Origin of the sequence: Methyloceanibacter superfactus, from assembly GCF_001723305.1 — a bacterium.
In the GTDB taxonomy this organism is placed as follows: Bacteria; Pseudomonadota; Alphaproteobacteria; order Rhizobiales; family Methyloligellaceae; genus Methyloceanibacter; species Methyloceanibacter superfactus.
Genome location: NZ_LPWF01000025.1, coordinates 162,532 through 185,299, shown reverse-complemented (window position 1 = coordinate 185,299; position 22,768 = coordinate 162,532). Strand labels below are relative to the sequence as shown.

The 22,768-nt window shown below is 66.4% G+C and carries 19 protein-coding genes and 2 pseudogenes; 3 read left to right on the top strand and 18 right to left on the bottom strand.

Annotated elements, in window-relative coordinates:
• Positions 1-18 precede the first annotated feature (18 nt).
• The 18 genes and pseudogenes from AUC69_RS19360 to mraZ all read right to left on the bottom strand — a co-directional run bounded on the left by AUC69_RS19360 (position 19) and on the right by mraZ (position 19,002).
• Entirely contained in the window at positions 19-666 is a 648-nt protein-coding gene (locus AUC69_RS19360; protein WP_342018560.1) for a hypothetical protein, read from the bottom strand.
• A gap of 182 nt (positions 667-848) precedes the next feature.
• Positions 849-1,961: pseudogene (gene ftsZ, locus AUC69_RS19705) on the bottom strand (cell division protein FtsZ); the annotation flags it as partial.
• The gene (locus tag AUC69_RS17955) at positions 1,853-2,353 is read right to left on the bottom strand and encodes a cell division FtsA domain-containing protein (RefSeq protein WP_204377302.1); all 501 of its coding nucleotides are present in this window, start codon (positions 2,351-2,353) and stop codon (positions 1,853-1,855) included. The pseudogene ftsZ and the gene AUC69_RS17955, both read right to left, overlap by 109 nt.
• Before the next feature lie 149 nt (positions 2,354-2,502).
• The gene (locus AUC69_RS17945) at positions 2,503-2,955 is read right to left on the bottom strand and encodes a cell division protein FtsA (RefSeq protein WP_204377300.1); all 453 of its coding nucleotides are present in this window, start codon (positions 2,953-2,955) and stop codon (positions 2,503-2,505) included.
• Positions 2,956-3,171: 216 nt separating this feature from the next.
• Positions 3,172-3,882, bottom strand: a complete 711-nt coding sequence (locus tag AUC69_RS08780; protein ID WP_069441817.1) for a cell division protein FtsQ/DivIB — start codon at positions 3,880-3,882, stop codon at positions 3,172-3,174.
• Positions 3,883-4,156: 274 nt separating this feature from the next.
• Positions 4,157-5,092: a D-alanine--D-alanine ligase gene (locus AUC69_RS08775; RefSeq protein WP_069441816.1), complete on the bottom strand. Its 936-nt coding sequence runs from the start codon at positions 5,090-5,092 to the stop codon at positions 4,157-4,159.
• A 154-nt stretch (positions 5,093-5,246) separates the two neighbouring features.
• Positions 5,247-6,164 carry a UDP-N-acetylmuramate dehydrogenase gene (gene murB, locus AUC69_RS08770; RefSeq protein ID WP_069441815.1) on the bottom strand — a complete coding sequence of 306 codons (918 nt, stop codon included), beginning with the start codon at positions 6,162-6,164 and terminating at the stop codon, positions 5,247-5,249.
• The gene (gene murC / locus AUC69_RS08765) at positions 6,161-7,585 is read right to left on the bottom strand and encodes a UDP-N-acetylmuramate--L-alanine ligase (protein ID WP_483127766.1); all 1,425 of its coding nucleotides are present in this window, start codon (positions 7,583-7,585) and stop codon (positions 6,161-6,163) included. Before murC ends, murB begins: the two co-directional genes overlap by 4 nt.
• Before the next feature lie 14 nt (positions 7,586-7,599).
• Entirely contained in the window at positions 7,600-8,703 is a 1,104-nt protein-coding gene (gene murG / locus AUC69_RS08760) for an undecaprenyldiphospho-muramoylpentapeptide beta-N-acetylglucosaminyltransferase (protein ID WP_069441813.1), read from the bottom strand.
• The gene (gene ftsW / locus AUC69_RS08755; RefSeq protein WP_069441812.1) at positions 8,700-9,878 is read right to left on the bottom strand and encodes a putative lipid II flippase FtsW; all 1,179 of its coding nucleotides are present in this window, start codon (positions 9,876-9,878) and stop codon (positions 8,700-8,702) included. Before ftsW ends, murG begins: the two co-directional genes overlap by 4 nt.
• Entirely contained in the window at positions 9,875-11,287 is a 1,413-nt protein-coding gene (murD, locus tag AUC69_RS08750) for a UDP-N-acetylmuramoyl-L-alanine--D-glutamate ligase (protein WP_069441811.1), read from the bottom strand. The genes ftsW and murD overlap by 4 nt, the downstream gene beginning before the upstream one ends.
• A 12-nt stretch (positions 11,288-11,299) precedes the next feature.
• On the bottom strand, positions 11,300-12,388 hold the full coding sequence (gene mraY, locus AUC69_RS08745) for a phospho-N-acetylmuramoyl-pentapeptide-transferase (RefSeq protein WP_069441810.1): 1,089 nt from the start codon (positions 12,386-12,388) through the stop codon (positions 11,300-11,302).
• Positions 12,389-12,414: 26 nt separating this feature from the next.
• Positions 12,415-13,830, bottom strand: coding sequence for a UDP-N-acetylmuramoylalanyl-D-glutamyl-2,6-diaminopimelate--D-alanyl-D-alanine ligase (locus AUC69_RS08740; RefSeq protein WP_244500174.1), 1,416 nt, complete (start codon positions 13,828-13,830; stop codon positions 12,415-12,417).
• Positions 13,823-15,283, bottom strand: a complete 1,461-nt coding sequence (locus AUC69_RS08735; RefSeq protein ID WP_069441808.1) for a UDP-N-acetylmuramoyl-L-alanyl-D-glutamate--2,6-diaminopimelate ligase — start codon at positions 15,281-15,283, stop codon at positions 13,823-13,825. Before AUC69_RS08735 ends, AUC69_RS08740 begins: the two co-directional genes overlap by 8 nt.
• Positions 15,284-15,362: 79 nt before the next feature.
• The gene (locus AUC69_RS08730) at positions 15,363-17,057 is read right to left on the bottom strand and encodes a peptidoglycan D,D-transpeptidase FtsI family protein (protein WP_141700696.1); all 1,695 of its coding nucleotides are present in this window, start codon (positions 17,055-17,057) and stop codon (positions 15,363-15,365) included.
• A 13-nt stretch (positions 17,058-17,070) separates the two neighbouring features.
• Positions 17,071-17,418 (bottom strand): cell division protein FtsL, encoded by a 348-nt coding sequence (gene ftsL / locus AUC69_RS19700; protein WP_425283517.1) that lies wholly within the window; start codon positions 17,416-17,418, stop codon positions 17,071-17,073.
• Between the two features lie 209 nt (positions 17,419-17,627).
• Positions 17,628-18,464 (bottom strand): annotated as a pseudogene (gene rsmH / locus AUC69_RS19695) (16S rRNA (cytosine(1402)-N(4))-methyltransferase RsmH); the annotation flags it as partial.
• 55 nt (positions 18,465-18,519) lie between these two features.
• Positions 18,520-19,002 (bottom strand): division/cell wall cluster transcriptional repressor MraZ, encoded by a 483-nt coding sequence (gene mraZ, locus AUC69_RS08720; protein WP_069441847.1) that lies wholly within the window; start codon positions 19,000-19,002, stop codon positions 18,520-18,522.
• A 444-nt stretch (positions 19,003-19,446) separates the two neighbouring features.
• Here mraZ and AUC69_RS08715 point away from each other — a divergent pair, with 444 nt between their 5' ends.
• The 3 genes from AUC69_RS08715 (at position 19,447) to katG (ending at position 22,742) form a co-directional block, all read left to right on the top strand.
• Positions 19,447-19,866 (top strand): alpha/beta fold hydrolase, encoded by a 420-nt coding sequence (locus AUC69_RS08715; protein WP_069441806.1) that lies wholly within the window; start codon positions 19,447-19,449, stop codon positions 19,864-19,866.
• Complete coding sequence (locus AUC69_RS08710) at positions 19,854-20,348, top strand: alpha/beta fold hydrolase (RefSeq protein ID WP_141700695.1); 495 nt, start codon at positions 19,854-19,856, stop codon at positions 20,346-20,348. Before AUC69_RS08715 ends, AUC69_RS08710 begins: the two co-directional genes overlap by 13 nt.
• 180 nt (positions 20,349-20,528) lie before the next feature.
• The gene (gene katG / locus AUC69_RS08705) at positions 20,529-22,742 is read left to right on the top strand and encodes a catalase/peroxidase HPI (protein WP_244500173.1); all 2,214 of its coding nucleotides are present in this window, start codon (positions 20,529-20,531) and stop codon (positions 22,740-22,742) included.
• Positions 22,743-22,768 lie beyond the last annotated feature (26 nt).

Sequence of the window (22,768 nt, the reverse complement as noted above, 5' to 3'; positions counted from 1 at the left end):
TTAACGCCTGGCCACGCCTTAGTTCGCCCGGCGGCGCAGAAACGCGGGAATCTCCAGGTCGTCGTCCGCGTATGATTCTGCCGCAGCCGGTTCTGTCGCCGCAGCCCGGGCCAGCCTGGGCTGGGCCTGAAGCTGAGGCTCCCGCCGTGCCGGAGCCGGCGCGACCGAGACCATGGGCTCCCGCGGCCGATCGATCCGCAAGCTCCGGGGGGCCGGCATCTCGGCCCGTGGCGTCTCCGCCCGGAAGGCGTCCGCCCGCGGGGTCTCCGATGCTCCGCGCTGGCCGAATTCGGGCTCGAGCTTGGACGGCATCTCCGCCTCGGTGTCTTTGCGGCCGCGGCCGACATTGGCCAGCCGCTCCAGGAAGCCGACCTTGCGCTTCTGCTCGGCAAGACCAGCCTGGGGCGCCTCGCCGTTCTGCGCCTTGATCGCCTTCTGGGCGACGATGGGCAGCTCCTCGACATTCGGCATGCGGCGGACCGGCCGCTTAATGGCGGCGGGCGGGGCCGGCTGGAAGTTGTGCTGGGGCGCCGCCGGCCTCGCGGGAGCCGGGGTGCGCGGCAGCGCGATGCCGGTGGCCTGGGCCGGGCGCTTCTCGATGGTGACATTGCCCGGGGCGCGCCAGACCGACGGCTCCTGCACGATGTCGTTGGCGGCAAGGTCCATGCTCGGCTCGTCGAGGTCGATCGGCGCTTCGGCCGGGCCGCGGCGGGCGGCATGGCAGCAAGGCCAGCCAGGCGCTCGGTCAACCGACCCGTATCCGGCTGGGCCGCGGCCGCCGTCTGGGACGAAGCCTCACGCTCGGCTTCCAACAGGCCAATGCCGGTGGCGACCACCGAGACCCGAATGATGCCGTCGAGCTCGTCGTCATAGGTTGCGCCGACGATGATGTTGGCATCGCCGTCCGCCTCGGCGCGGACGCGGCTCGCCGCCTCGTCGCCTCGTAGAGGGTGAGATCGCTGCCGCCGGTGATGGAGACGAGAAGGCCGCTCGCGCTTCATCGACACGTCGTCCAGCAGGGGATTGGAGATCGCCGCCTCGGCCGCCTCGATGGCGCGGCGGTCGCCGCTCGACTCGCCCGTACCCATCATCGCCTTGCCCATGCCGGCCATGATGGTGCGGACATCGGCGAAGTCGAGATTGATCAAGCCTTCCTTGACCATCAGATCGGTGATGCACGAGACACCGGCCCGCAACACGTCGTCGGCCATGCCGAAGGCGTCGGTGAAGGTGGTCTTCTCGTTCGCGACCCGGAACAGATTCTGGTTCGGAATGATGAGCAGCGTATCGACGTATTTCGACAGCTCCTCGATACCGGCCTCGGCAGCGCGATAGCGCCGCGAAGCCTCGAACTGGAACGGCTTGGTGACGACGCCAACGGTGAGGATGCCCTCTTCGCGGGAGGCGCGCGCGATGACCGGCGCCGCACCCGTGCCCGTGCCGCCACCCATGCCGGCGGTGATGAAGGTCATGTGGCAGCCGACGAGGTGCGCCTTGATGTCGGCCATGGCCTCCTCGGCCGCGGCCGCGCCGATCTCCGGCTTGGAGCCGGCACCCGAGCCTTCGGTGACGTTGGTGCCCATCTGAATGCGGCGCTCGGCGGTCGAGCTCATGAGCGCTTGCGCGTCGGTGTTGGCGACGACGAACTCCACGCCCTGGAGGCCGCGTTCGATCATGTTGTTGACGGCGTTGCCGCCGGCGCCGCCCACTCCGAACACGGTAATGCGCGGCTTGAGTTCGGTCAGATCTGGAACTCTGAGGTTAATAGTCATGGCGGCTTCCAATCCTTGCGATTGTCCCTTGCTACGGCTCCCTAACTGGCGCTCCCCGCATGTGCGCCGGCTCGAAGCCTTTAAAAATTCTCCATGATCCACTCGCCAACTTTGGCGAAGTAGCCTGTCCCCGTACGCAAGAACCGTTGCTCGGTGCGGGCACCGAGCTTGTCGTCGCCACGCGCCCAATGCAGGAGCAGGCCGATCGCGGCGGAGAAGTCCGGCGCGGCGGCCACTGGCGGCAATCCATTCATGGCGCGCGGGCGGCCAAGCCGCGCCGGGCGTCCAAACATGTTCGAAGCGAGCTCCGGCAGGCCGGTGAGCTGGCTGCCGCCGCCGGTCAGCACCAAATGCTGGGTGACCTCGGCGGCCAGGCCGCTGCCCGCGAGCCGGCGGCGCATCAGATCGAGAATCTCTTCGACCCGGGGCCGGATGATGCAAGCAAGCTGCGCCTTGGTGATCTGGTTCAGGCTGCCTTGAGACATGCCGCTGACGCAGGGGTAGGTGATGATCTCGCGCTCGTCGGAGAGCGTGGCGAAGGCGCTGCCGTGCAATGTCTTCAGGCGCTCGGCATGCTCCATGGGCGCGCTGGAGCGTCCGGGCGATGTCGGTGGTGACGCCGTTGCCTCCGAGCGCGATGGCGTCGGCATGAATGAAATGTCCGTCGACAATCACCGACAGCGTGGTGGTGCCGGCGCCGAAATCGATGCAGGCAACCCCGAGATTGGCCTCATCGGGCGTACGACCGCCAGCGCGCTCGAATAGGCGCGGCCACGAGGCTCGCGACGCCGAGATGGCAGCGTTCGACGACCAGCATCAGATTGCGCATGGCCACCTCGTCGGCGGTCACCGCATGGAGATCGACGGAGAGACGCTCGCCGCACATGCCTTGCGGCTCGCTGATGCCGCTATTCTCGTCGAGGCGATAGCCGGTCGGCAAAGCATGCAGAACGGTGCGCTTGTCGCGCGCGGCATATTGGCGGCCGCCGGCGAGCAGGCGCTGCACGTCGTCGTCGCGCACCGCGCCGGAGGCCAAGGCCACGCTTGCGGAGAAACTGTCGCTCTTGAGGCGTCCGCAGGTGACGGACACATGCACGTCCTCGACGGTGACGCCGGCCATGCGCTCGGCCGCGTCCACGGCGGAGCGGATGCAATGCTCGGCGCTATCGAGATGGGTGACCATGCCGGCCTTGAGGCCTTCGGCGCGCGTGTGTGATCGAAGCCCAGCACCTCGAACTGCACCGCGTCGCCCTTGCCCTCGAACCAGTCGGGAGCGGCGGAGGTCTTGCCGATCAGGCAGCACACTTTGCTCGTGCCGATGTCGAGCGCGGTCACGATGCGCTGACGTTTGCTCCTGATGGTCGTGCTGTATGTCATCCCCCTGCCCTCAAGCCCCTTCTTATGTCTTGCCTTTGGAGGTCGCGCCGGTGCTCGCGGTCGGCACGTCGATGGGCACGGCCGTGCCGGATTGATTGGCGGCCGCGGTCTCATGGAAGCGCACGGTGATGCGGTCGAGCAGGCGCAGGTCGATCGCCGCGAAATCCTCCTCCAGAACGCCGCGCTCTTGCGCCAGCTTGGTGAGGGATTGCAGGGCCACCTCGATATTGTCGTCGGGCAGCATGATCTCCATGCCGGTGCGCAGCTTCAGGGTCCAACGCCGGTCGCCGACCCTGAGCGCCGCGAGCATCTTGTCCCGCAGCTCGCCATAGGGCTCGAGTGCCGCGTAAAGGGCGGAGGCGTTCTTGCTGGCGCCCTCGCCGACGACCAGCGGCAAATCCGGATAGGCTTGCGGCAGCGCCGGGGCGAGAACCACACCCTGGTCGTCGACCACGAAGGTTTTGCCCTTGGTCTGCCAGACGGCGTAAGGCTCGCGCTCCTCGATGACCACTTGCAGGGTCGAGGGCAGCAAGCGCATCACTTGCGCATGGCGGATCCACGGCACCGCTTCCAGCCGCTCCTTGGCGGCGTCGGTGTCGAAACTGAGCATCATGGTGTCGGGACCGGCGGCAAGCGCGGTGGTGATCGCCATATCGGTGGCGTGGCGCTGGCCTTCCACGGTGACGCGCTCCACGCCGAACCCGGCGACGACGGCGAGGCGCTGCACGCCCATGCTGAGCGCATCGAGCAGCCGCCCGGTCTGGCCGCCGATGATGGCGCCGTAGACGACTGAGATACCGAGGAAAAGGACGCAAATCAGCAGCCATTTGCCACGCGCGCGGTCGCTTCTGGCCTTGCCGAGGCGAATGCTGCGGGCCTCCGCGAGATGAGCGCGCGCGTGCCGGTCAGCACAGGCAAGCCACGGGACGGCTCCCGCGGCGCGGCGATGCCACGCGCGAGCAGGGCATCTTGTGCCCGTCTTCCCTTAGCCTGACCCTTAGCTGGGCCTAACGATTGCACGACGCGTCCTCCACGATCCAGCGGACAAGCTCACCGAACGAGCGGCCGCCATAGGCTGCAAGCTCGGGCACAAGCGACGTCGACGTCATGCCTGGCTGGGTATTGACCTCAAGGCAGATCATTTCCCCCGTGCCGTCTGGCCGGTCGTCGAAGCGGAAGTCGGAACGGCTGACCCCACGGCAGCCCAGTGCCCTATGAGCCGCTACCGACAGCTTCTGTACCAATTGGTAAACATTTGGTTTAAGCGGCGCCGGGAGGACATGAATTGAGCCCCCCGGAGCGTATTTTGCGTCGTAATCATAAAAGGCTAGCCCTTCGGCCGGCTTGATCTCGATGACCCCCAAAGCCTCCTCGCCCATGACCGCGCAGGTCAGCTCGCGGCCAGGAATGAACCGTTCGATCATGATTTCTTCACCCAGGGCCCAGTCGGCCGAGGTGAGCTCCTGGGGCGGATGAGCCTGGTCCTCGCGGACGATATAGACGCCCACGGACGAGCCTTCCGCCGGCGGCTTGATCACGTAAGGCGGGGGGATGACATGGCCCTTGGCGGCCTCCTGGCGGCTCACCACGCGGCTTTCGGCCACCGGCACGCCCGCCTCGCGCAAAACGGCCTTGGCCCGCTCCTTGTGCATGGCGAGCGCCGAGGCGAGCACGCCGGAATGGGTGTAGGGGATTCCCATGGTCTCGAGCAGGCCCTGGATGCAGCCATCCTCGCCGAAACGGCCATGCAGCGCGTTGAAGCAGACATCGGGCTTGATCTCGGCGAGCCGAGCCGCCACGTCGCGGCCCACGTCGAGCCTGGTGACCCTATAGCCCTCGCCCTCCAGGGCCTTCGCGCAGGCGGCGCCGGAATTCAGCGAAACCTCCCGCTCGGCGGAGAGACCCCCCATCAGCACGGCGACGTGCGTTTGCGTGTCATTCATCGAAAAAGCCCCCGTCGTTTGGTTGTCGTGCCGGAGCCGCCCCGAACCGTTCCCGGCCTTGGCGGCGCAAATCATGCTCTGCGGTGGTTACTGGATTACCCGTATTCGCGGGGAATGACACGGGGGAGCGGCATAAAGACTCAAAGAGGCACGATCAGGGGTTGCCGAGGCGCTTGATCTCCCATTCGAGCTCGACGCCGCTCGTCTCCTTGACCCGCGCTCGCACGGTCTCGCCCAGCGTCTCGATATCGGCGGCGGTGGCATTGCCCTCATTGATGAGGAAGTTGCAATGGAGCTCCGACACTTTCGCATCGCCGATCTTGAGACCGCGGCACCCGGCGGCGTCGATGAGCTGCCAGGACTTGTTGCCCGGCGGGTTCTTGAAGGTCGAACCGCCGGTGCGGCTCTTGATCGGCTGCACCTCCTCGCGATAGGCGGCGATCTCGTCCATCTCGGCGAGGATCTTGGCCGGATCGCCGGGCCTTCCTTGGAACAGGGCCTCGGTGAAGATGAGATCGCCGGGCGCGCCGCAATGGCGATAGGCGTAATGGAAATCGGCGACCGGCAGCACATGCACATTGCCTTGGCGGTCGACGGCACGGGCCTCGACCAGCACCTCGCAGGTCTCGGTGCCATGAGCGCCGCCGTTCATGCGCAGCGCGCCGCCGATGCCGCCCGGAATGCCGCGATAGAAGGTGAGACCGGCAATGCCCGCGTCGGCGGCGGCGCGCGCCACCTTTACGTCGGGCACGGCGGTGCCGGCGCGCAAGCGTGAGCCCTCCTCGATCTTGATGTCGCCGAAGCCGCGGCCCAAGCGAATGACCACGCCCTCGATGCCGCCGTCGCGCACCAGAAGATTCGAGCCGAGGCCGATCACGGTGATGGGAATGCCGGCGGGCAGCTCCTTCATGAAGTAAGCGAGGTCCGCCTCGTCGGCGGGCGAATAGAGCACTTCCGCCGGGCCGCCCACCCGGAACCAGGTGTAGTCCTTGAGCGGGGCTTCCGCCGTGAGCCGCCCGCGCAGGCTCGGCAGGCCGGCGGTCAGCGTCTCGAGAAGGGCGGCACCGTTCACGCGGCACCCCCGCGCCGCTCGAGCCGGCCCGGCAGCGCGTTGATCCAATCGGTGATGGTGCCGGCACCGAGACCGACGACGAGATCGCCGGCTTGAGCGACGTCGGCGATGGTCGCGGTCAAGCCGTCCTCGTCGTCGACGGTGAGGATGTTGGCATGGCCGTGGCGGCGGGAGCCCCGAGCCAGCTCGTCGCGGTCGATGCCGGGGATCGGCGCCTCGCCGGCGGAATAGACCGGCGTCACCACGACGATGTCGGCGTCGTCGAGACAGGCGGAGAACTCGTTGAACAGGGCTTGCAGACGCGAATAGCGGTGAGGCTGCACCACCGCGATGATGCGCCCGGTTCCGGCCATGCTGGCGCCGCGCAGCACCGAGGCGATCTCCACCGGATGATGGGCGTAGTCGTCATAGATGGCGACGCCCTGCCATTCGCCGACCCGGGTGAAGCGCCGCTTGACGCCGGAGAAGGCGGCGAAGGTCGAACGGATCAACTCATCGCTCACGCCAGCCTCGGTGGCGACGGCGAGCGCGCCGAGCGCGTTCAGCGCGTTGTAGTGGCCGAGCGTCGGCAGCATGATGTCGGTGAGCTTGCGCGCGCCGCCTTTGACCGCGGGCCCGAGATCGGCATCGAAGGTGATGCTGTTGTGGTCGGGGCGCACATTGGACAGCTTGATGTCGGCCTCGCGCGCCACGCCATAGGTCAGCGTGCGGCGCCCGTTGGCCGCGCCGCCGAGCCGGCCCAGGAGCTCGCGCACCACGGGATGATCGATGCAGGCGACGGCGACGCCGTAGAACGGAATGGCATCGATGAACTGGGCGAAGGCGAGATGCAGCTCCTCCTCGGTCTCCCAATAGTCCATGTGCTCGGGATCGATATTGGTGACGACGCCGATCTGACTCGGCAGCTTCAAGAAGGTGCCGTCGGATTCGTCGGCCTCGACCACCATCCACTCGCCCTTGCCGATGCGCGCGTTGGTGCCCCAGGCATTGATGATGCCGCCGGTGATGACGGTGGGGTCGAGCCCGCCGCCATAAAAAAGATCGGCGATGAGCGAGGTGGTCGTGGTCTTGCCGTGGGTGCCGGTGACGGACACGGTGGCGCAAGGGCGCATCAGCTCGGCCAGCATCTCGGCGCGGCGGATGATCGGAATGCCGCGCTCCTTGGCCGCCTCGAACTCCGGATTGCCCGCTTTCACGGCGCTGGAGATCACGAGATAGGCCGCGTCCGTGATGTTGGCCGGGTCGTGGCCGATCAGGCAGTCGATGCCGTGGCTGCGCAGCCGGTCGAGATTGGCGCTCTCCTTCAGGTCGCTGCCTTGCACGCGATAGCCGCGCGTATGCATGACCTCGGCGATGGCGCTCATGCCGATGCCGCCAATGCCCACGATGTGGAACAGGCCTATCGACTCCGGCGGTGGCAAATGCATAACGACGCCTACTCTTCGGGTCCCGCCAGTTCCTCGGCGATGTCGGCGAGCTTCTTCACCGCATCGATGCTGGCCATGGCCTTGGACTTCGCCGCCGCCTTGGCGAGAAGCTCCGGATCGCCAAGCAGCCTGGCAAGCTCCTCGGACAGACGTTCCGGCGTGATGTCCGACTGACGCATGCACCAGCCGCCACCGCCATCCTGGAGGCGAATAGCGTTTTCGAGCTGGTCGTTGTCAAGAGCATGCGGCAGGGGCACCAGGAGCCCGGGACGGCCGATCGCCGTCAATTCGGCCACGGTCGAGGCGCCGGCACGCGCGATGACGAGGTGCGCATTGGCGATGCGCTCGGGCAGATCGCGGAAGAATGGCGCCAAATGTGCGGCGATATTCGCCTCCTTATAGGCGGCGCGCACTTCGGCCATGTCCTCGGGGCGAACCTGCTGCACCACGGTGAGGCGCCAGCGGAAGGGCGACGACATGCTCTCCAGCGCTTTCGGCAAAACCTCGGCGAAGAAATGCGCGCCCTGGCTGCCGCCGAACACGAGCAACAGGCAGCGGCCCGCAGGCTCGGGGGGCGTGTAGGCCACGTTGCGGTAAGAGGCCACCACGTCGCGCACCGGATTGCCGGTGAGCTGGGCGCGCTTCTCGGCGCTGCGGCGCAAGCGCTTGGTCGGCTGGAAGGAGAGCGCGACGGCATCGGCGAAACGCGACAGCAGGCGGTTGGCGCGGCCCATCACCGCGTTCTGCTCGTGGATCATGGTCGGGATGCCTAGCGAGCGCGCGGCCATGATCGGCGGCAGAGTGGGATAGCCGCCGAAACCGATGACCACGAGCGGCTGCACCATTTCGAGCAGCCGGCGGGCGCGGAGGAAGCCCGAGCCCAGGCGGCCGATCGTCTTGGCCACGGCCATCGGCGAGCGGCTGGTGAAGGTCGCCGACGGGACGCGGTAGACGGCGCGGGCGGGAAAATCGCTGCCGAACTGCTCGGCGCGCTCGTCCGTGGCCAGCTCGACCGCGAAGCCACGGCGCCCCAGCTCCTGCGCCAAGGCCGCGGCCGGGAAGAGATGTCCGCCGGTGCCCCCGGCAGCGAGAAGAATGGTCCGAGAACTCAAGCCGTCTGCCCCCTTGCGCCCGGCGCTTCCGCCTCGGGCTCGGTCCGTGCCGAATGTTTGATGTGATCCGCTCTGGGCCGCTTGCGGGTCAGCCCCAGCGCAAAGCCCATCGTCAGCGCCATGGCGAGCAGCGACGACCCGCCATAGGAAATGAATGGCAAGGTCATGCCCTTGGCCGGCAGCAGGCCGACATTCACGGCCATGTTGATCAAGGTCTGCAGGCCGAACAGCATGATGAGCCCCGCCACCGCGTGCCGGATGAACCCGTCAGGCTCCTGAGATGCCTTGGACAGACCACGCAGCACAATGAAGGCGAACAGAGTCAGCAAAATTAGGCAGGCAATCAAGCCATACTCTTCCGCCGCCACGGCGAAAATGAAGTCGGTATGGGAATCCGGCAGCACGTCCTTCACCGTTCCCTCGCCCGGACCGCGGCCGAACCAGCCGCCATTGAGGAAGGAGTCGATGGACCGGTCGGCCTGATAGGTGTCGCCGGAGGCCGGATCGAGAAAGCGGTCGATGCGCGAGGCGACATGGGGCACGAGGAAGTAGGCGGTGACGAGACCGGCGATGCCGGCGCCGGCGAGCGCCAAGATCCACACCATATTGATGCCGGCCATATAGAACAGCGCGCCCCATACGAGCGTGACAAGCAGCGTCTGGCCGAAGTCCGGCTGAAGCACGAGCAGCAACGCGAACACCGCATAGGTGAGAATGGCGAGCTCGAGGCCCGGCACGTCCTTCCGCTTTTGACTCTCGTTGAACAGCCAGGCGGTGAGCACGATGAAGGCCGGCTTCACGAACTCCGACGGCTGGAGAGAGAAGGATCCCAATTGCAGCCAGCGCTTGGCGCCTTTGATCTCCGGCCCCAAGAACAGAATTAGGATCATCAAGGCGATACCGGTGAGGAAGATCACGAAGGCCGTCCGCCGGATCTGTTTGGGGGTCAGGGTGGAGGCGGCGAACAGGATGGCGACGGCGGGAATGAGCAGCACCGCATGGCGCCGCACGAAGTGGAAATGCTCAAGATCGTATTTCTCGGCGATCGGCGGGCTCGCCGCAAGGGAGAGCACGAGACCTGCGCCCATAAGCAGCAGCAGACCGAAGAACATCAGGCGGTCGACGGTGAACCACCAGTCGGAGAGCACGCTCCTGTCGGCGCGGGTAATCCTCATGCGGCCCTGCCCTGCTGGCTCACGCGCGTGGCGCCGTCGAGACCCATGACGATGTCACGGAAAGCATCGCCCCGCTTGGCGAAATTGGCGAACTGATCATAAGAGGCGCATGCCGGCGACAGAAGCACGACAGGCTCCGCACTTTCCGACCGGGCGGCGTCGGCGGCGGCCTCCGCCACGGCGCGCTCCAGCGTGCCGCACTCCACATGATCGACCGCGTCGCCGAGCTGGGCCGCGAAAGCTCCGGCCGCCTCGCCGATGAGATAGGCACGGGCGATCTTGGGATAGAAGGGCTCGAGCCCGTCGAGCCCACCGGCCTTGGCCTTGCCGCCCACGATCCAATAAATGTCGTCGAAGCTCGCCAGCGCCTTGCCGGCGGCATCCGCATTGGTCGCCTTGGAGTCGTTGACAAACAGCACGGCACCGGCGCGCGCCACCTGCTCCATGCGGTGCGCCAGACCGGCGAAGCTCCTGAGACCTTGCTGGATTTCGGCCGCGCTCACCCCTTGCGCCCGCGCCACTGCGTAAGCGGCGGCGGCATTCTGCCAGTTATGGGCGCCGCGCAAGGAGGCGATACCTGCAAGCTCGGCGCGGGCGACCTCTTGACCGCCGTCCATCTCGACCAGCACCGCGTCGGCTGCCCACACGCCGTTCTGCACCGGCTGGCCGACGGCGATGTGCTTGACGCGAAGGGACCGTGCAAGGTCTCGGCGATGGCGCGGCAGGGAACGTCGTCGACGCCGATCACAGCGGTGCCGTCCGCGCCGAGCTGCGCGAAGACTTGCGTTGATGCGCGCATAGTCGGCCAGCGTGCCATGACGGTCGAGATGATCGGGCGTGATGTTGAGGAGGGCTGCGGCGTCCGGCTTGAGCGACGGCGTGAGATCGATCTGGAAGGACGACAGCTCCAGCACATAAGTGAGATCATCGGCGAAGGGTTCGAGATCGAGCACGGCGGTGCCGATATTGCCGCCGAGCGCCACGCGCTTGCCCGAAGCGCTCAACAGATGCGCGGTGAGCGCCGTGGTGGTGGACTTGCCGTTGGTGCCGGTGATGACGACCACCTTGGCCTTGGTGTCCGCCTTCGCCCGGGCGCGGAAGAACAGCTCGACGTCGCCGACGACCTCGATGCCGGCGGCCCGCGCCTTCACCACGCTCCAATGGGGCTCGGGATGCGTGAGGGGAATGCCCGGCGCCAGCACCAGCGCGGCGAATGACGTGAAATCGGCGGACGCGAGATCGGCGACCGTGAGCCCCGCGGCGGCGGCCTCGGCGCGCGCGGCGTCCGTGTCGTCCCACACGACGACAGTCGCACCGCCACTTTCGAGCGCGCGCGCGGTCGCAAGGCCGCTCAGCCCGAGGCCTACAACCGCAACGTCGCAGCCGGCGAAGATCGTCACGGGAATCATGATGATAGGAACTTAGCGCAATTTCAGGGTCGCGAGGCCAGCAAGAGCAAGCACGACGGCAATAATCCAGAATCGGATGACCACCGTGGATTCCGGCCAGCCCTTCTGCTCGAAATGGTGATGGAGCGGCGCCATGCGGAACACGCGCTTGCCGAACATCTTGTAGGAGGCCACCTGGACGATCACCGAGACGGCCTCCAGCACGAACAAGCCACCGACAATGGCCAAGACCAATTCATGCTTGGTGGCGACGGCGATGGTGCCGAGGGCGCCGCCAAGCGCCAGCGAGCCGGTATCCCCCATGAAGATGAGGGCCGGCGGCGCGTTGAACCACAGGAAGCCGAGGCCGGCGCCGACCAGCGCGCCGCAGACGATGGCGAGCTCGCCGGTGCCGTTGACGAAATGGATTTGCAGATAATCGGCGAACAGCGCGTTGCCGACGACGTAGGAGATGAAGCCGAAGGTGGCGGCGGCGATCATCACCGGGACGATCGCCAGGCCATCGAGGCCGTCTGTGAGATTCACCGCGTTGCCGGCGCCGACGATGATGAAGGTTCCGAAGATGACGAACAGCCACCAGCCGAGCGGAATCATAAAGTCCTTGAAGAAGGGAATGGCGAGCGAGGTAGAGAACGGCTCCTCGCCGACCGAGGCGATGACCGCCGTGGCGACCAGGGCGGCGGCGGTCTCGATGATGATCTTGATGCGTCCGCGGAAGCCGTCCGCCGATTGGCGCGTGACCTTGAGATAGTCGTCGTAGAGCCCGACCGCGCCGTAGACGAGGGTGAGCAGCAGCACGACCCAGACATAAGGATTGGTGAGATTGCCCCACAGCAGCACCGAGACAGTGACGCCGGAGAGGATCATCAGGCCGCCCATGGTGGGCGTGCCCTGCTTTTGCAGGATGTGGCGCTCCGGTCCCTCTTTGCGGATCGGCTGGCCCTTGCCCTGGCGGACGCGAAGAGAGCGGATCACCCGCGGCCCGAACAGGAACACGAACAAAAGCGCGGTGATCACCGCGCCGCCGGTGCGGAAGGTGATGTAACGGAAAATATTGAGGACAGCGATCTCAGGCGCTAGCTCGGCCAACCAAAAGAGCATCGCCGTCTCTCCCCCTCAAGCGGCGCTTACGCCGACATGCTTTCCGCCTCGAAGCGGCGCTTCAGCGCCTCGACGAGCGGGGCCATGCGGCTGCCGAGCGACCCCTTGACCATGATGACGTCCCCCGGTCCCACCGCGTCGACCAGTTTGGACTGGAGCGCCTCCGCCGTCTCCGCGTAAGCGCCCTGGCGGCTTGTCGGCAGGGCCGCGTAGAGCCCGCCCATCAACTCGCCGCAGGCAAAGACAACATCTACCCCGGCCCCGTCAACGGCCTCGGCGAGCTCCCGGTGCAGCCTGGGGCCTTCGGCGCCGAGCTCCAGCATGTCGCCAAGCACCGCCACACGGCGGGAAAAGGCGTCTCGCGGGGTCAATCCGAGGGTCGCGAGCGCCGCCCGCATGGAGGCGGGATTGGCATTATAGGATTCATCGACCACGGCGACCGGACCGCCCTTGGTCTCGATGATTTGGCGCTGCCCGCGCCCGGCCTGGGCCTGGATGGCGCCGAGCGCCGCCGCGGCCGCCTTGAGATCGGCCCCCGCCACCCTGACCGCCGCCAGCACGGCGAGCGAGTTCAGCACCAGATGATGTCCCGGGGCGCCGAGGCGATAGTCGACGATCTCGCCCAAGATATCCGCCCGGATGGTCGAGCCGTCGGGGCCCAACGCGGCCGACAGCAGCCGGGCTTCGGCGCTGGTCTCGCCGAAGCCGACGATCGCCGCGCCATGCTCTCTTGCATGGCCTGCGAGCCGCTCGAAATGGGGATTGTCGCGATTGATGATCGCCGTGCCACCCGGCTCCAGACCACGAAAGATCTCGGCCTTGGCGTCGGCGATCGCCTCGACGGAGCGGAAGAAGCCGAGATGCACCGGCGCCACCGTGGTGACGATGGCGATATGGGGCCGCACGAGACGGGTCAGGCCGTCGATCTCCGCCGCGTGGTTCATGCCGATCTCGAACACGCCGAAGCCGATCGCGCGCGGCATGTTGGCGAGAGTGAGCGGCACGCCCCAGTGATTGTTGAAGGATTTGGACGAGGCGTGCACGGTGCCGCTCGGGCTCAACGCCAGCCGCAGCGCCTCCTTGGTGCCGGTCTTGCCGACGCTGCCGGTGACGCCGATGATGACGGCGCGCTCGACACGCGCACGGCCCGCACGGCCGAGATCGTTCAAGGCGACGAAGGTGTCGGCAACCCGCACCAGCCGCTCCTCGTCGCCGGACGGGAAGGTGTCATTGACGACAGCACAGGCCGCACCTCCCTCGAGCGCCGGAATCACATAGCCGTGGCCGTCGCGATTGGGCCCGCGGATGGCAATGAAGCCCTGGCCCGGCTCGAGACTGCGGCTGTCGATGGAAAAGCTGCCGACCCGCGCGTTGCCCTCCCCGAGCGACTTGCCGCCCGTGGCGGCCACGATCTCCCCAATGGTCCAGAGCGGATCAGCCAAATTTCGCCTCATTGCCGAGCGCGGCGGACACCGCGTCGTGGTCGGAAAACGGGATGACGGTCGTGCCGACGGTTTGACCGGTCTCATGGCCCTTGCCGGCCACGAGCAATACGTCGCCCCTTCTTAGCATGGCAATCGCTTGCGCGATGGCTTCGCCGCGATCGCCGATCTCGGCGGCGCCGGGCGCGGCCGCCAAAATCTCACGGCGGATCTGGGCCGGCTCCTCGCCACGCGAGTTGTCGTCGGTGACGATGGCAACATCCGCCTTCTCCACCGCCGCCGCGCCCATCTGCGGCCGCTTGCCCTTGTCGCGGTCGCCGCCGCAGCCGAACACCACCAGCAGGCGGCTCTCCACATAAGGCCGCAAGGCATCCAGCGCCTTGGCGAGCGCATCGGGCGTATGGGCATAGTCGATGAAGATCGGCGCGCCGTCCTTGGCCGTGCCGGCAAGATCGAGGCGGCCCCGGGCGCCTTTCAGATCGGCGAGCAGCGGCAGGACATCGTCCGCCTGGCCACCCGTGGCGAGACACAGGCCTGCCGCGACGAGCGCATTGGACGCCTGGAACCCGCCGACCAGGGGCAGGCGCACCTCATGGCGTTTGCCCTCATGCTCGATAACAAGCGTCTGCGCAAATCCGTCGATCTCGTCGGAAAGGAGCCGAAAGGTCTCGCCGGCCCGTCCGACAGTGATGACGTCAAGGCCGCGTGCGCGCGCCTCGGCGGCAACGCGGTCGCCGCCCTCGCCGTCCACATCGACCACGGCAACGGCGCCCTTCGGCAGCAACGCGCGGAACAGGCGCAGCTTCTGGGCGAAGTAATCCTCGAAGGTCGCGTGATAATCCATGTGGTCGCGCGAGATATTGGTGAAAGCGCCGGCGGCGAGGTGCACGCCGTCGATGCGCCGCTGCTGCAAGCCATGACTGGAGGCTTCGAGCGCGAGATGGGTGACGCCGTCGCGCGCCAATGCGGCAAGGAGTGTATGCAGCTCGATCGGGTCCGGGGTGGTGTGGCGAAGGGTCTGCGTGCCGGTTGGCGTCACCACGCCGACCGTGCCGAGACTCGCGGCCTGGAACCCCTGCCCGGCCCAGAGCTGGCGCACCGAAGACGCGACCGAGGTCTTGCCGTTGGTGCCGGTGACCGCCACTTCGGTCGCTGGCTGGAGCCCGTAGAAGCGCGCGGCGATCAGCGCGAGCAGCCGGCGCGGGTCCGTGTCGGTCACCACCGGCACATCGGTCTGCGGCAGCGTGGCGCCGTCCGCGGTCAGAATAGCGGCCGCGCCGCGCTCGAGAGCCGCGGCGACAAAGCGGGCGCCGTCGGTGTTCACGCCCGGCAGCGCGGCAAACAGATAGCCCGGCTCGACCTGCCGGCTGTCCGCCGCGAGCCCCGCGATCGGCAGGTCCGCCCAGCGTGCGGGCAGCCTCGCCTCGGGCCCGATCAGCTCACCCAGAGTCATAGTGCGATTGACCCCATACAGGGCCGTTTCCTTGAAGAATTCAAGGGCTTGGCCACGTCCCCGCGAAAGCGGACAGACTCTAATAGGTGGCGGAAACCTTGGCGTCAAACCGGCCCTTGCCGTCCTCGAGCTTGGGCTGAATGCCGAGGATCGGGCCGATGCGGGCGACGATCTTGCCCACCGTGGGGGCGGCGTTCCATCCGGCCGTGGCATAGCCATGGGTGACGGCGACCCTCTGCGGCTCGTCGAGCATGACCAGCACGACATAGCGCGGGTCGTCGGTCGGGAAGGTCGAGAGGAAGCTCGTGAGCAAGGCCGAGGAGCTGTAGCGTCCCTTGACCACTTTCTCCGCCGTGCCGGTCTTGCCGCCGACACGATAACCTTCCGCGTCGGCGTTCTTGCCGGTGCCCTTCTCCACGTTCATGCGCATCAGCTTGCGCATGGCAAGGCTGGTCTGCTCTTTCAGCACGCGCGGCGAGGCGCTCATGGCATCTTCCGCCGAGCGCGGCAGGAAGGTCGGCTGAACGGCGAAACCGCCATTGACCAGCGGCGCCGTGGCGGTGACGAGCTGGAGCGGCGTCACCGACAGGCCGTGGCCGAAGGCGATGGTCATGGTGTTCAGCTTTTGCCAATGCGTGGGGACGATCGGCGAGGCGCTCGGTCCAAGCTCCGTGGTGACCGGCGCCAGCAGGCCGAGCTTCTCGAGGAAGGCGCGATGGCGCGTGACCCCCATATGAAGCGCCTCCTTGGCCGAGCCGACATTCGACGAATAGATGAAGACCTCGGGTACGGTGAGCGGGCGCCCTTTGCCGTGATAATCGCTGATGGTGAAGCGACCGGAGTGGATCGGGCTCGAGGCATCGTATTTGGTGTTCAGATTGGCGAGCCCATAGTCGAGCACGCCGGCCGTGGTGAACACCTTGAACACCGAGCCCATCTCATAGACGCCGAAGCCGATGCGGTTTAGCCGGTCCTTGTCGAGCGCCTGCTCGCGATGGTTCGGGTCGTAGTCGGGCAGCGAGGCGAGCGCCAGTACCTCGCCGGAACGGACATCCATGACGATGCCGGCGGCGGCCTTGGACTTATAGGTGTCCATCGCCGTCTTGAGCTCCTCGCGCAACACATGCTGCACGCCGACGTCGAGGGAGATGGTGACGGACTCGTCGCCGGAATCCGTCTGCGGGCTCATCATGGTGAGCTGCGGGTTGTCGTCGACGAATTTCTCGATGCCGGCGAGGCCGCGATTGTCCACGTCCACGAGGCCGACCACATGGCTGGCGGTGGCGCCGACGGGATAGACGCGGCGATATTCTTCGATGAAGCCCAAGCCGGGCAGGCCCAGCTCGTGGATCTCGGCCTGCTGCTTCGGGGTCAGCTCACGCTTGATGCGGACGAAACGGCTGCCGCCGGCAAGCCGCTTGCGCAAGCTCTTGGCGTTGACGCTTGGCAGCACGCTGGCGACCTGCTCGGCGAGCTCGTCCCAGTCGATGACCCGCTTCGGATCGGCGTAGAGCGTGGCGCCGCGAATGTCGGTCGCCAACAGCCGGCCGTTCCGGTCGAAGATGTCGGGACGGTGCACCGTGGTGGAGATGTCGTAGCCGCCGCCGCTGCTTTTCTCGGTACCGGCGAAGCCCAGCGTCACCAGCCGTCCGCCGATCATGACGAAGGCCACGGCAAAGCCGAGGCACGCCAAGCGGAAGCGGTACCGGCAACGGGCGTGGTAGGCGCGCGCGGCGCGCGCCTCGGCGGGATCGGATCTGTCGGTCTCGCGCAACGGGCTACTCTGCTTAATTGGTTGCTGCCTTGGCCGTGCCCGGCCCCGCGGTGCTCGCGGTCTCCTGGACACGCGCGCGCTCGAAGTCGCGGTCGGTGACCTCGTCGAGAATCAGAAGCTGCTGGGGATGGGCAGGGCTGAGCTTGAGATATTTCTTGGCCAGCCGCTGAATGCGCTCGGGCCGGTTGAGCAGACTCCACTCGGCGCGCAGCACGGCGAGCGCGTCGCGCTCGGTCTCGATCTCCTTGTTGAGGACGATGATGCGCTCATCGAGGGCGTGGGCCTCGTATTTCGCCTGATAGATGACATAGGCGAGCGCCACGAGCCCGAGGACGAGGCAGATATTGACGAAACGCAACATGGTACAACTCGCGCGGAAATACGCCCGCGTCCCCCTACAATTACCCTTACACGCCGACCCTTACGCGCCGACCTTGCGCGCCCCTCAGCCGTGAAGCCTCGGTACCCCGAGCGCGCAAGATCCAGCGGATGAGCCGGCGCCGCGGTGCGTTTCCCGGCCCTGAGCCGTGCCGAGCGGGCCCGCGGGTTCCGCCGAATCTCATCGTTACTGGGTTCTAAAGGCCGACGGTTAAGAAGCTGGAAGCTTGGTGCAAATTCTTCGCGCCCGGTCTCGGGAAGGTGCCGGGAACCGCGCGGACCGGCCATGGACCGGCTGGCGAAGAAGCGCTTGGCGATGCGGTCCTCGAGCGAATGGAAGGTGACCACGGCCAGCCGGCCACCGGCTTTCAGCAGCCTTTCGGCGGCGGCGAGCCCGTCGGCGAGCTCGTCGAGCTCCGCATTGAGATAGAGACGAAAGGCCTGGAAGGTCCGCGTGGCGGGGTGCTTGGGGTCGTCGTGGCGGCGGCCGAGCACGCGGGCGACGATGTCGGCCAGCTCGCCCGTGCGCGTGATGGGCGCTTCGGCGCGGCTGGCGACGATGGCCTTGGCGATGGCGCGCGAGCGCCGCTCCTCGCCGAAAACGTAAATGATTTGAGCCAGTTCCGCTTCGGACAGGGTGTTGACGATGTCGGCGGCCGTCGGCCCGTCGCCGCCCATGCGCATGTCGAGGGGGCCGTCCTTGGCGAAGGAGAAGCCGCGCTCCGCCTGGTCGAGCTGCATGGAGGAGACGCCAAGATCGAGCGTCACGCCGTCGACGGATGCGAAGCCTTCGCTCTCGGCCAGCGCCTCCATCTCGGAATAACGGCCGAGCACCGCCATGAGGCGTCCGGGATAGGCTTCGGCCAATTCGCCGCCCAAGGCGAAGGCCTGTTCGTCGCGATCGATGGCGATGAGTTTGCAGTCGGCCGCGTCGAGGATGGCCTTGGCATAGCCGCCGGCGCCGAACGTGCCGTCGACGATGATGTCGCCGTCCTTAGGCTGAAGCGCCGCCAGGACCTCGGAGAGCATCACGGAATGTGGCGAGCCGGTCCGCCAGCGGCAGCCATGCTGCCACGACCCGCCATCATTCCCGTGCTCCCTCTGGCCCGCCGCTTCCGCGACGCCCCGCGCCGAGTAACTTGCGAAGGTCACGCACTTTGTTGCGCGACTCCGCCAAATGCTTGTCAAAGCGCTCCGGCTCCCAGAGCTGAAATTTTTCGCCCAGCCCGACAAAAGTGATGTGGCTGGTAATCCCCGCGTGCTCGCGCAGACGCTCCGACAGAATCGTACGGCCGTCCTGATCGATGGTGAGGATTTCGCTGGTGCCGAAGAGCGCCGTAGCAAGCTGATCGCGCTCATCGGAATAGGGCGCGAGGTCTTCGACCAAATGATTGATCTTGTCGATGAGGCGCTGACCGCCGGCGTCGAGCGCCGGCGCATCGAGCGAAGGATAGCAGTAGATGCCGTCGAGGCCGTCCTTGGCGAGGACGGTGCGGAAAGAAGCGGGAACCGAGACGCGACCTTTGGTGTCGATCTTGTTGGTGAATGTCGAGACAAACTGGTCCATCTCCCCCTCACGCGCATCGAAGCCGACTGGATTGGACTGGATGAACAAACGGCGCTTCGGCGCAGGCGCCCGATCTTCGAGAAAAATGGGTGGAGGAAGCGGCGCTGAATCCCCCCGTGGCCTCTAAGGAAGCAGCTGCCTGCTTCCCCCACCCCACTCACCGAACGGGCATTAATGGGATAGCATGGGATTACATGGGCGTCAATGGAAACTGCCGGGCAGGCGGGGGTTTTTCGAGGGAAAACGGCGCGCCAGAGACGAACGTCCCGGCCGCATTTGGGTTGCGAGGCCAATTGCCGCTTGCGCACGAAGCACGGTACAAAGACGGGAAGGTTAACGCCGCCCGGCCAAATGATTCGCCGTCGGGGCTGGCCTTAGAGTTTGCGTATTCGAGGCGCCCACTGGCAGCCGGAACGAGGGCGACGGACCTTTGCGGCAATGGCAATGAGAAAGCTGAACGCGGCGTGCGGCTTAGCCGCGCTGGCCCTGCTTGGGCTTGTCGCCTGCGCGCCCGGGGCCCACAGCGCCGGCGACGGGCCGTGGTTCGCCCGGCTCGGACCGCCCGACGCGCCGGTGAAGCTCTTCTATGAAGAAGAGGGCAGCGGGCCGCCGGTGCTCCTCATTCACGGCTTCGGCGCCAGCACATATACATGGCGGGGCATCGCGCCCGAGCTCGCGCAAGACCACCGGGTCATCGCCGTCGACCTCAAAGGCTTCGGCCAGTCCGACAAGCCGTTCGACACCCGCTACTCGGTGTTCGACCAGGCCGAGCTGCTGGCGCAACTGATCGTCGACCGTGACCTGCACGACTTGACCCTTGTCGGCCATTCTTTCGGCGGCGGTGTCGCCTGGTGCTTTCGTTGAGCGACGACGAGCGGCTCAAGGGCCGCATCACCAAGCTTGTGCTGCTCGACACGATCGCCTACCCGCAAGACATCCCGGTCTTCTTCCGCATGCTGGACATGCCCCTGTTCTCGCATGTGGGCGTGCGCATGGTGCCGCCGGCGATGCAGACGCGCATCGCGCTGCGCATCGCCTATCTCGACAACAGCAAGATCGACGACGAAGAGGTCGAAACCTATGCCGCGCCGCTCAGGACCGCGGCCGGCAAGCACGCCATCATCCATAGCGCGCGCCAGATCATGCCCGAGGGCCTGGACGAGATCTCCGAGCGCTACAAGTCGATCGAGATGCCGACCCTCATCGTGTGGTGCGACCACGACCGCATCGTGCCGTTCGACGTCGGGCTCAAGCTGCGGCGCACGCTCCCCAACTCCACCCTCAAATTGGTCGAGGCTGCGGACACATGCCGCAAGAGGAGCAGCCGGCGGCGACGCTCGATCTGATCCGGGATTTTCTCGGCGGCTAGCAGGCGTCCCGGCCTCTCCCGCATCCGCCCTTGCCCATAAGATTTTCTGATCGACTACATAGGCAAATTCGATTTGCACTTATTCTAAGGTAGACGCATGCTCCGCCTCCCGGCGCGCACTGCAATTCACCCAACAGAGTTCCGATCGGAGACGACCATGGATCAAAAAGTCAATAAAGCGGGCGGTTGCCCCGTGGCGCACGGCGTCACCAGCTTGAGCATGCTGACCAATCGCGACTGGTGGCCGAACCAGCTCAACCTCAGAATTCTAAGCCAGAACTCCGCCAAGTCCGACCCCATGGGCAAGGACTTTAACTACGCGGAAGAGTTCAAGAAGCTCGACCTCAAGGCGCTGAAAGAGGACCTGTATGCGCTGATGACGGACTCGCAGCATTGGTGGCCGGCCGACTACGGGCACTATGGCGGTCTGTTCATTCGAATGGCGTGGCACAGCGCCGGTACCTACCGCACCGCCGATGGCCGCGGTGGCGGCGGATCGGGCTCGCAGCGTTTCGCGCCGCTCAACAGCTGGCCGGATAACGGCAACCTCGACAAGGCGCGCCGGCTGCTGTGGCCGATCAAGCAGAAATACGGGAACAAGATTTCCTGGGCCGATCTCTTCATCCTCGCCGGCAACTGCGCCATCGAGTCGATGGGCGGCAAGACCTTCGGGTTCGCCGGCGGACGTGAGGACATCTGGGAGCCCGAGGAGGACGTCTACTGGGGCGCGGAGACCGAGTGGCTCGCCACGAGCGATCACGAGCTCGCACGCTATTCCGGCGACCGCGAACTCGAAAACCCGCTCGCCGCCGTCCAGATGGGCCTCATCTACGTGAACCCCGAAGGCCCCGACGGGAAACCCGACCCCCTCGCCTCGGCCCACGATATTCGCGAGACCTTCGCCCGCATGGCGATGAACGACTATGAGACCGTCGCGCTAACGGCCGGCGGCCACACCTTCGGCAAGACGCACGGCGCCGGTCCGGTCGACCAAGTCGGCCCCGAGCCCGAAGCCGCTCCCATGGAGGCTCAAGGTTTCGGTTGGCTGTCGACGTGGAAGAGCGGCAAGGGCCGCGACACCATCACCAGCGGCCTCGAAGGCGCCTGGACGCCGAACCCGACGAAATGGGACAACGGCTATTTCGACGTCCTGTTCCGCTACGAGTGGGAGCTGGGTCAGAGCCCCGCGGGCGCTGGCCAGTGGCACGCGAAGAATCTCAGGGAAGAGGACATGGCGCCGGATCCGGAGAATCCTTCCGTCCGTTTGCCGCTCATGATGTCGACCGCCGACATGGCGATGCGCATGGACCCGGACTACGAGAAGATCTCGCGTCACTTCCATGCCAACCCGGACGAGTTCGCCGACGCGTTCGCCCGTGCGTGGTTCAAGCTGACCCATCGCGACATGGGGCCGAAGTCGCGCTATCTCGCGCCGAAGTCCCAGCCGAGGATCTCTGGCAGGACCCGATCCCCGCGGTGGATCATCCCCTGGTCGACGCGCAGGGACATCGCCGACCTCAAGGCGAAGATCCTTCGGTCAGGGCTTTCGATCCAGGATCTGGTCTCGACCGCCTGGTCGTCGGCTTCGACGTTCCGCGGCTCCGACAAGCGCGGCGGCGCCAATGGCGCACGGATCCGTCTCAGCCCCCAGAAAGACTGGGAGGTCAACGAGCCCGAAAAGCTCGCCAAGGTGCTCGGCGTTCTCGAAGGCATCCAACAGGCGTTCAACGACGGCGCGGCCGGCGGCAAGAAAGTCTCGCTGGCCGACCTGATCGTTCTCGCCGGTGCGCGGGGCGTCGAGCAGGCCGCCAAGGCCGGCGGCAACGACGTCACGGTGCCCTTCGCGCCGGGCCGCACGGACGCCTCGCAGGACCAGACCGATGTGGAGTCGTTCGACGTCCTCGAGCCGATGGCGGATGGCTTCCGCAACTACGAGAAGACCAAATACACCATCTCGGCGGAGGAACTGCTCGTCGACAAGGCGCAGCTCCTGACGCTGACCGCGCCTGAGATGACGGTTCTTCTTGGCGGCATGCGTGCGTTGAACGCCAATTACGGGCAGTCCAAGCACGGTGTCCTCACCGGGCAGCCTGGTGCCCTCACCAACGACTTCTTCGTGAACCTGCTCGACATGAGCACGGAATGGAAGCCGTCCGAGGACGACGCGGAGGTGTTCGAGGGACGCGACCGCAAGAGCGGCGAGGTGAAGTGGACCGGAACCCGTGTCGACCTCGTCTTCGGCTCGAACTCTCAGCTCCGGGCGCTCGCCGAGGTCTATGGCCAGGTGGACGCAAAGGAGAAGTTCGTGACCGACTTCGTGGCGGCCTGGAACAAGGTGATGAACGCGGATCGCTTCGAGCTCGCCGCCTAGCGCGGCACCCTAGCCCCAGAGGCGCA

What these genes read in the sequence shown, in the direction of transcription:
- AUC69_RS19360 (WP_342018560.1), bottom strand. Translation starts at nt 666, where the DNA reads ATGGACCTTGCCGCCAACGACATCGTGCAGGAGCCGTCGGTCTGGCGC.
- AUC69_RS17955 (WP_204377302.1), bottom strand. Translation starts at nt 2,353, where the DNA reads ATGGAGCATGCCGAGCGCCTGAAGACATTGCACGGCAGCGCCTTCGCC.
- AUC69_RS17945 (WP_204377300.1), bottom strand. Translation starts at nt 2,955, where the DNA reads ATGGTCACCCATCTCGATAGCGCCGAGCATTGCATCCGCTCCGCCGTG.
- AUC69_RS08780 (WP_069441817.1), bottom strand. Translation starts at nt 3,882, where the DNA reads ATGGGCGTGCAGCGCCTCGCCGTCGTCGCCGGGTTCGGCGTGGAGCGC.
- AUC69_RS08775 (WP_069441816.1), bottom strand. Translation starts at nt 5,092, where the DNA reads ATGAATGACACGCAAACGCACGTCGCCGTGCTGATGGGGGGTCTCTCC.
- ftsW (WP_069441812.1), bottom strand. Translation starts at nt 9,878, where the DNA reads ATGAGGATTACCCGCGCCGACAGGAGCGTGCTCTCCGACTGGTGGTTC.
- murD (WP_069441811.1), bottom strand. Translation starts at nt 11,287, where the DNA reads ATGATTCCCGTGACGATCTTCGCCGGCTGCGACGTTGCGGTTGTAGGC.
- mraY (WP_069441810.1), bottom strand. Translation starts at nt 12,388, where the DNA reads ATGCTCTTTTGGTTGGCCGAGCTAGCGCCTGAGATCGCTGTCCTCAAT.
- AUC69_RS08735 (WP_069441808.1), bottom strand. Translation starts at nt 15,283, where the DNA reads ATGACTCTGGGTGAGCTGATCGGGCCCGAGGCGAGGCTGCCCGCACGC.
- ftsL (WP_425283517.1), bottom strand. Translation starts at nt 17,418, where the DNA reads ATGTTGCGTTTCGTCAATATCTGCCTCGTCCTCGGGCTCGTGGCGCTC.
- mraZ (WP_069441847.1), bottom strand. Translation starts at nt 19,002, where the DNA reads ATGGACCAGTTTGTCTCGACATTCACCAACAAGATCGACACCAAAGGT.
- AUC69_RS08715 (WP_069441806.1), top strand. Translation starts at nt 19,447, where the DNA reads ATGAGAAAGCTGAACGCGGCGTGCGGCTTAGCCGCGCTGGCCCTGCTT.
- katG (WP_244500173.1), top strand. Translation starts at nt 20,529, where the DNA reads ATGGATCAAAAAGTCAATAAAGCGGGCGGTTGCCCCGTGGCGCACGGC.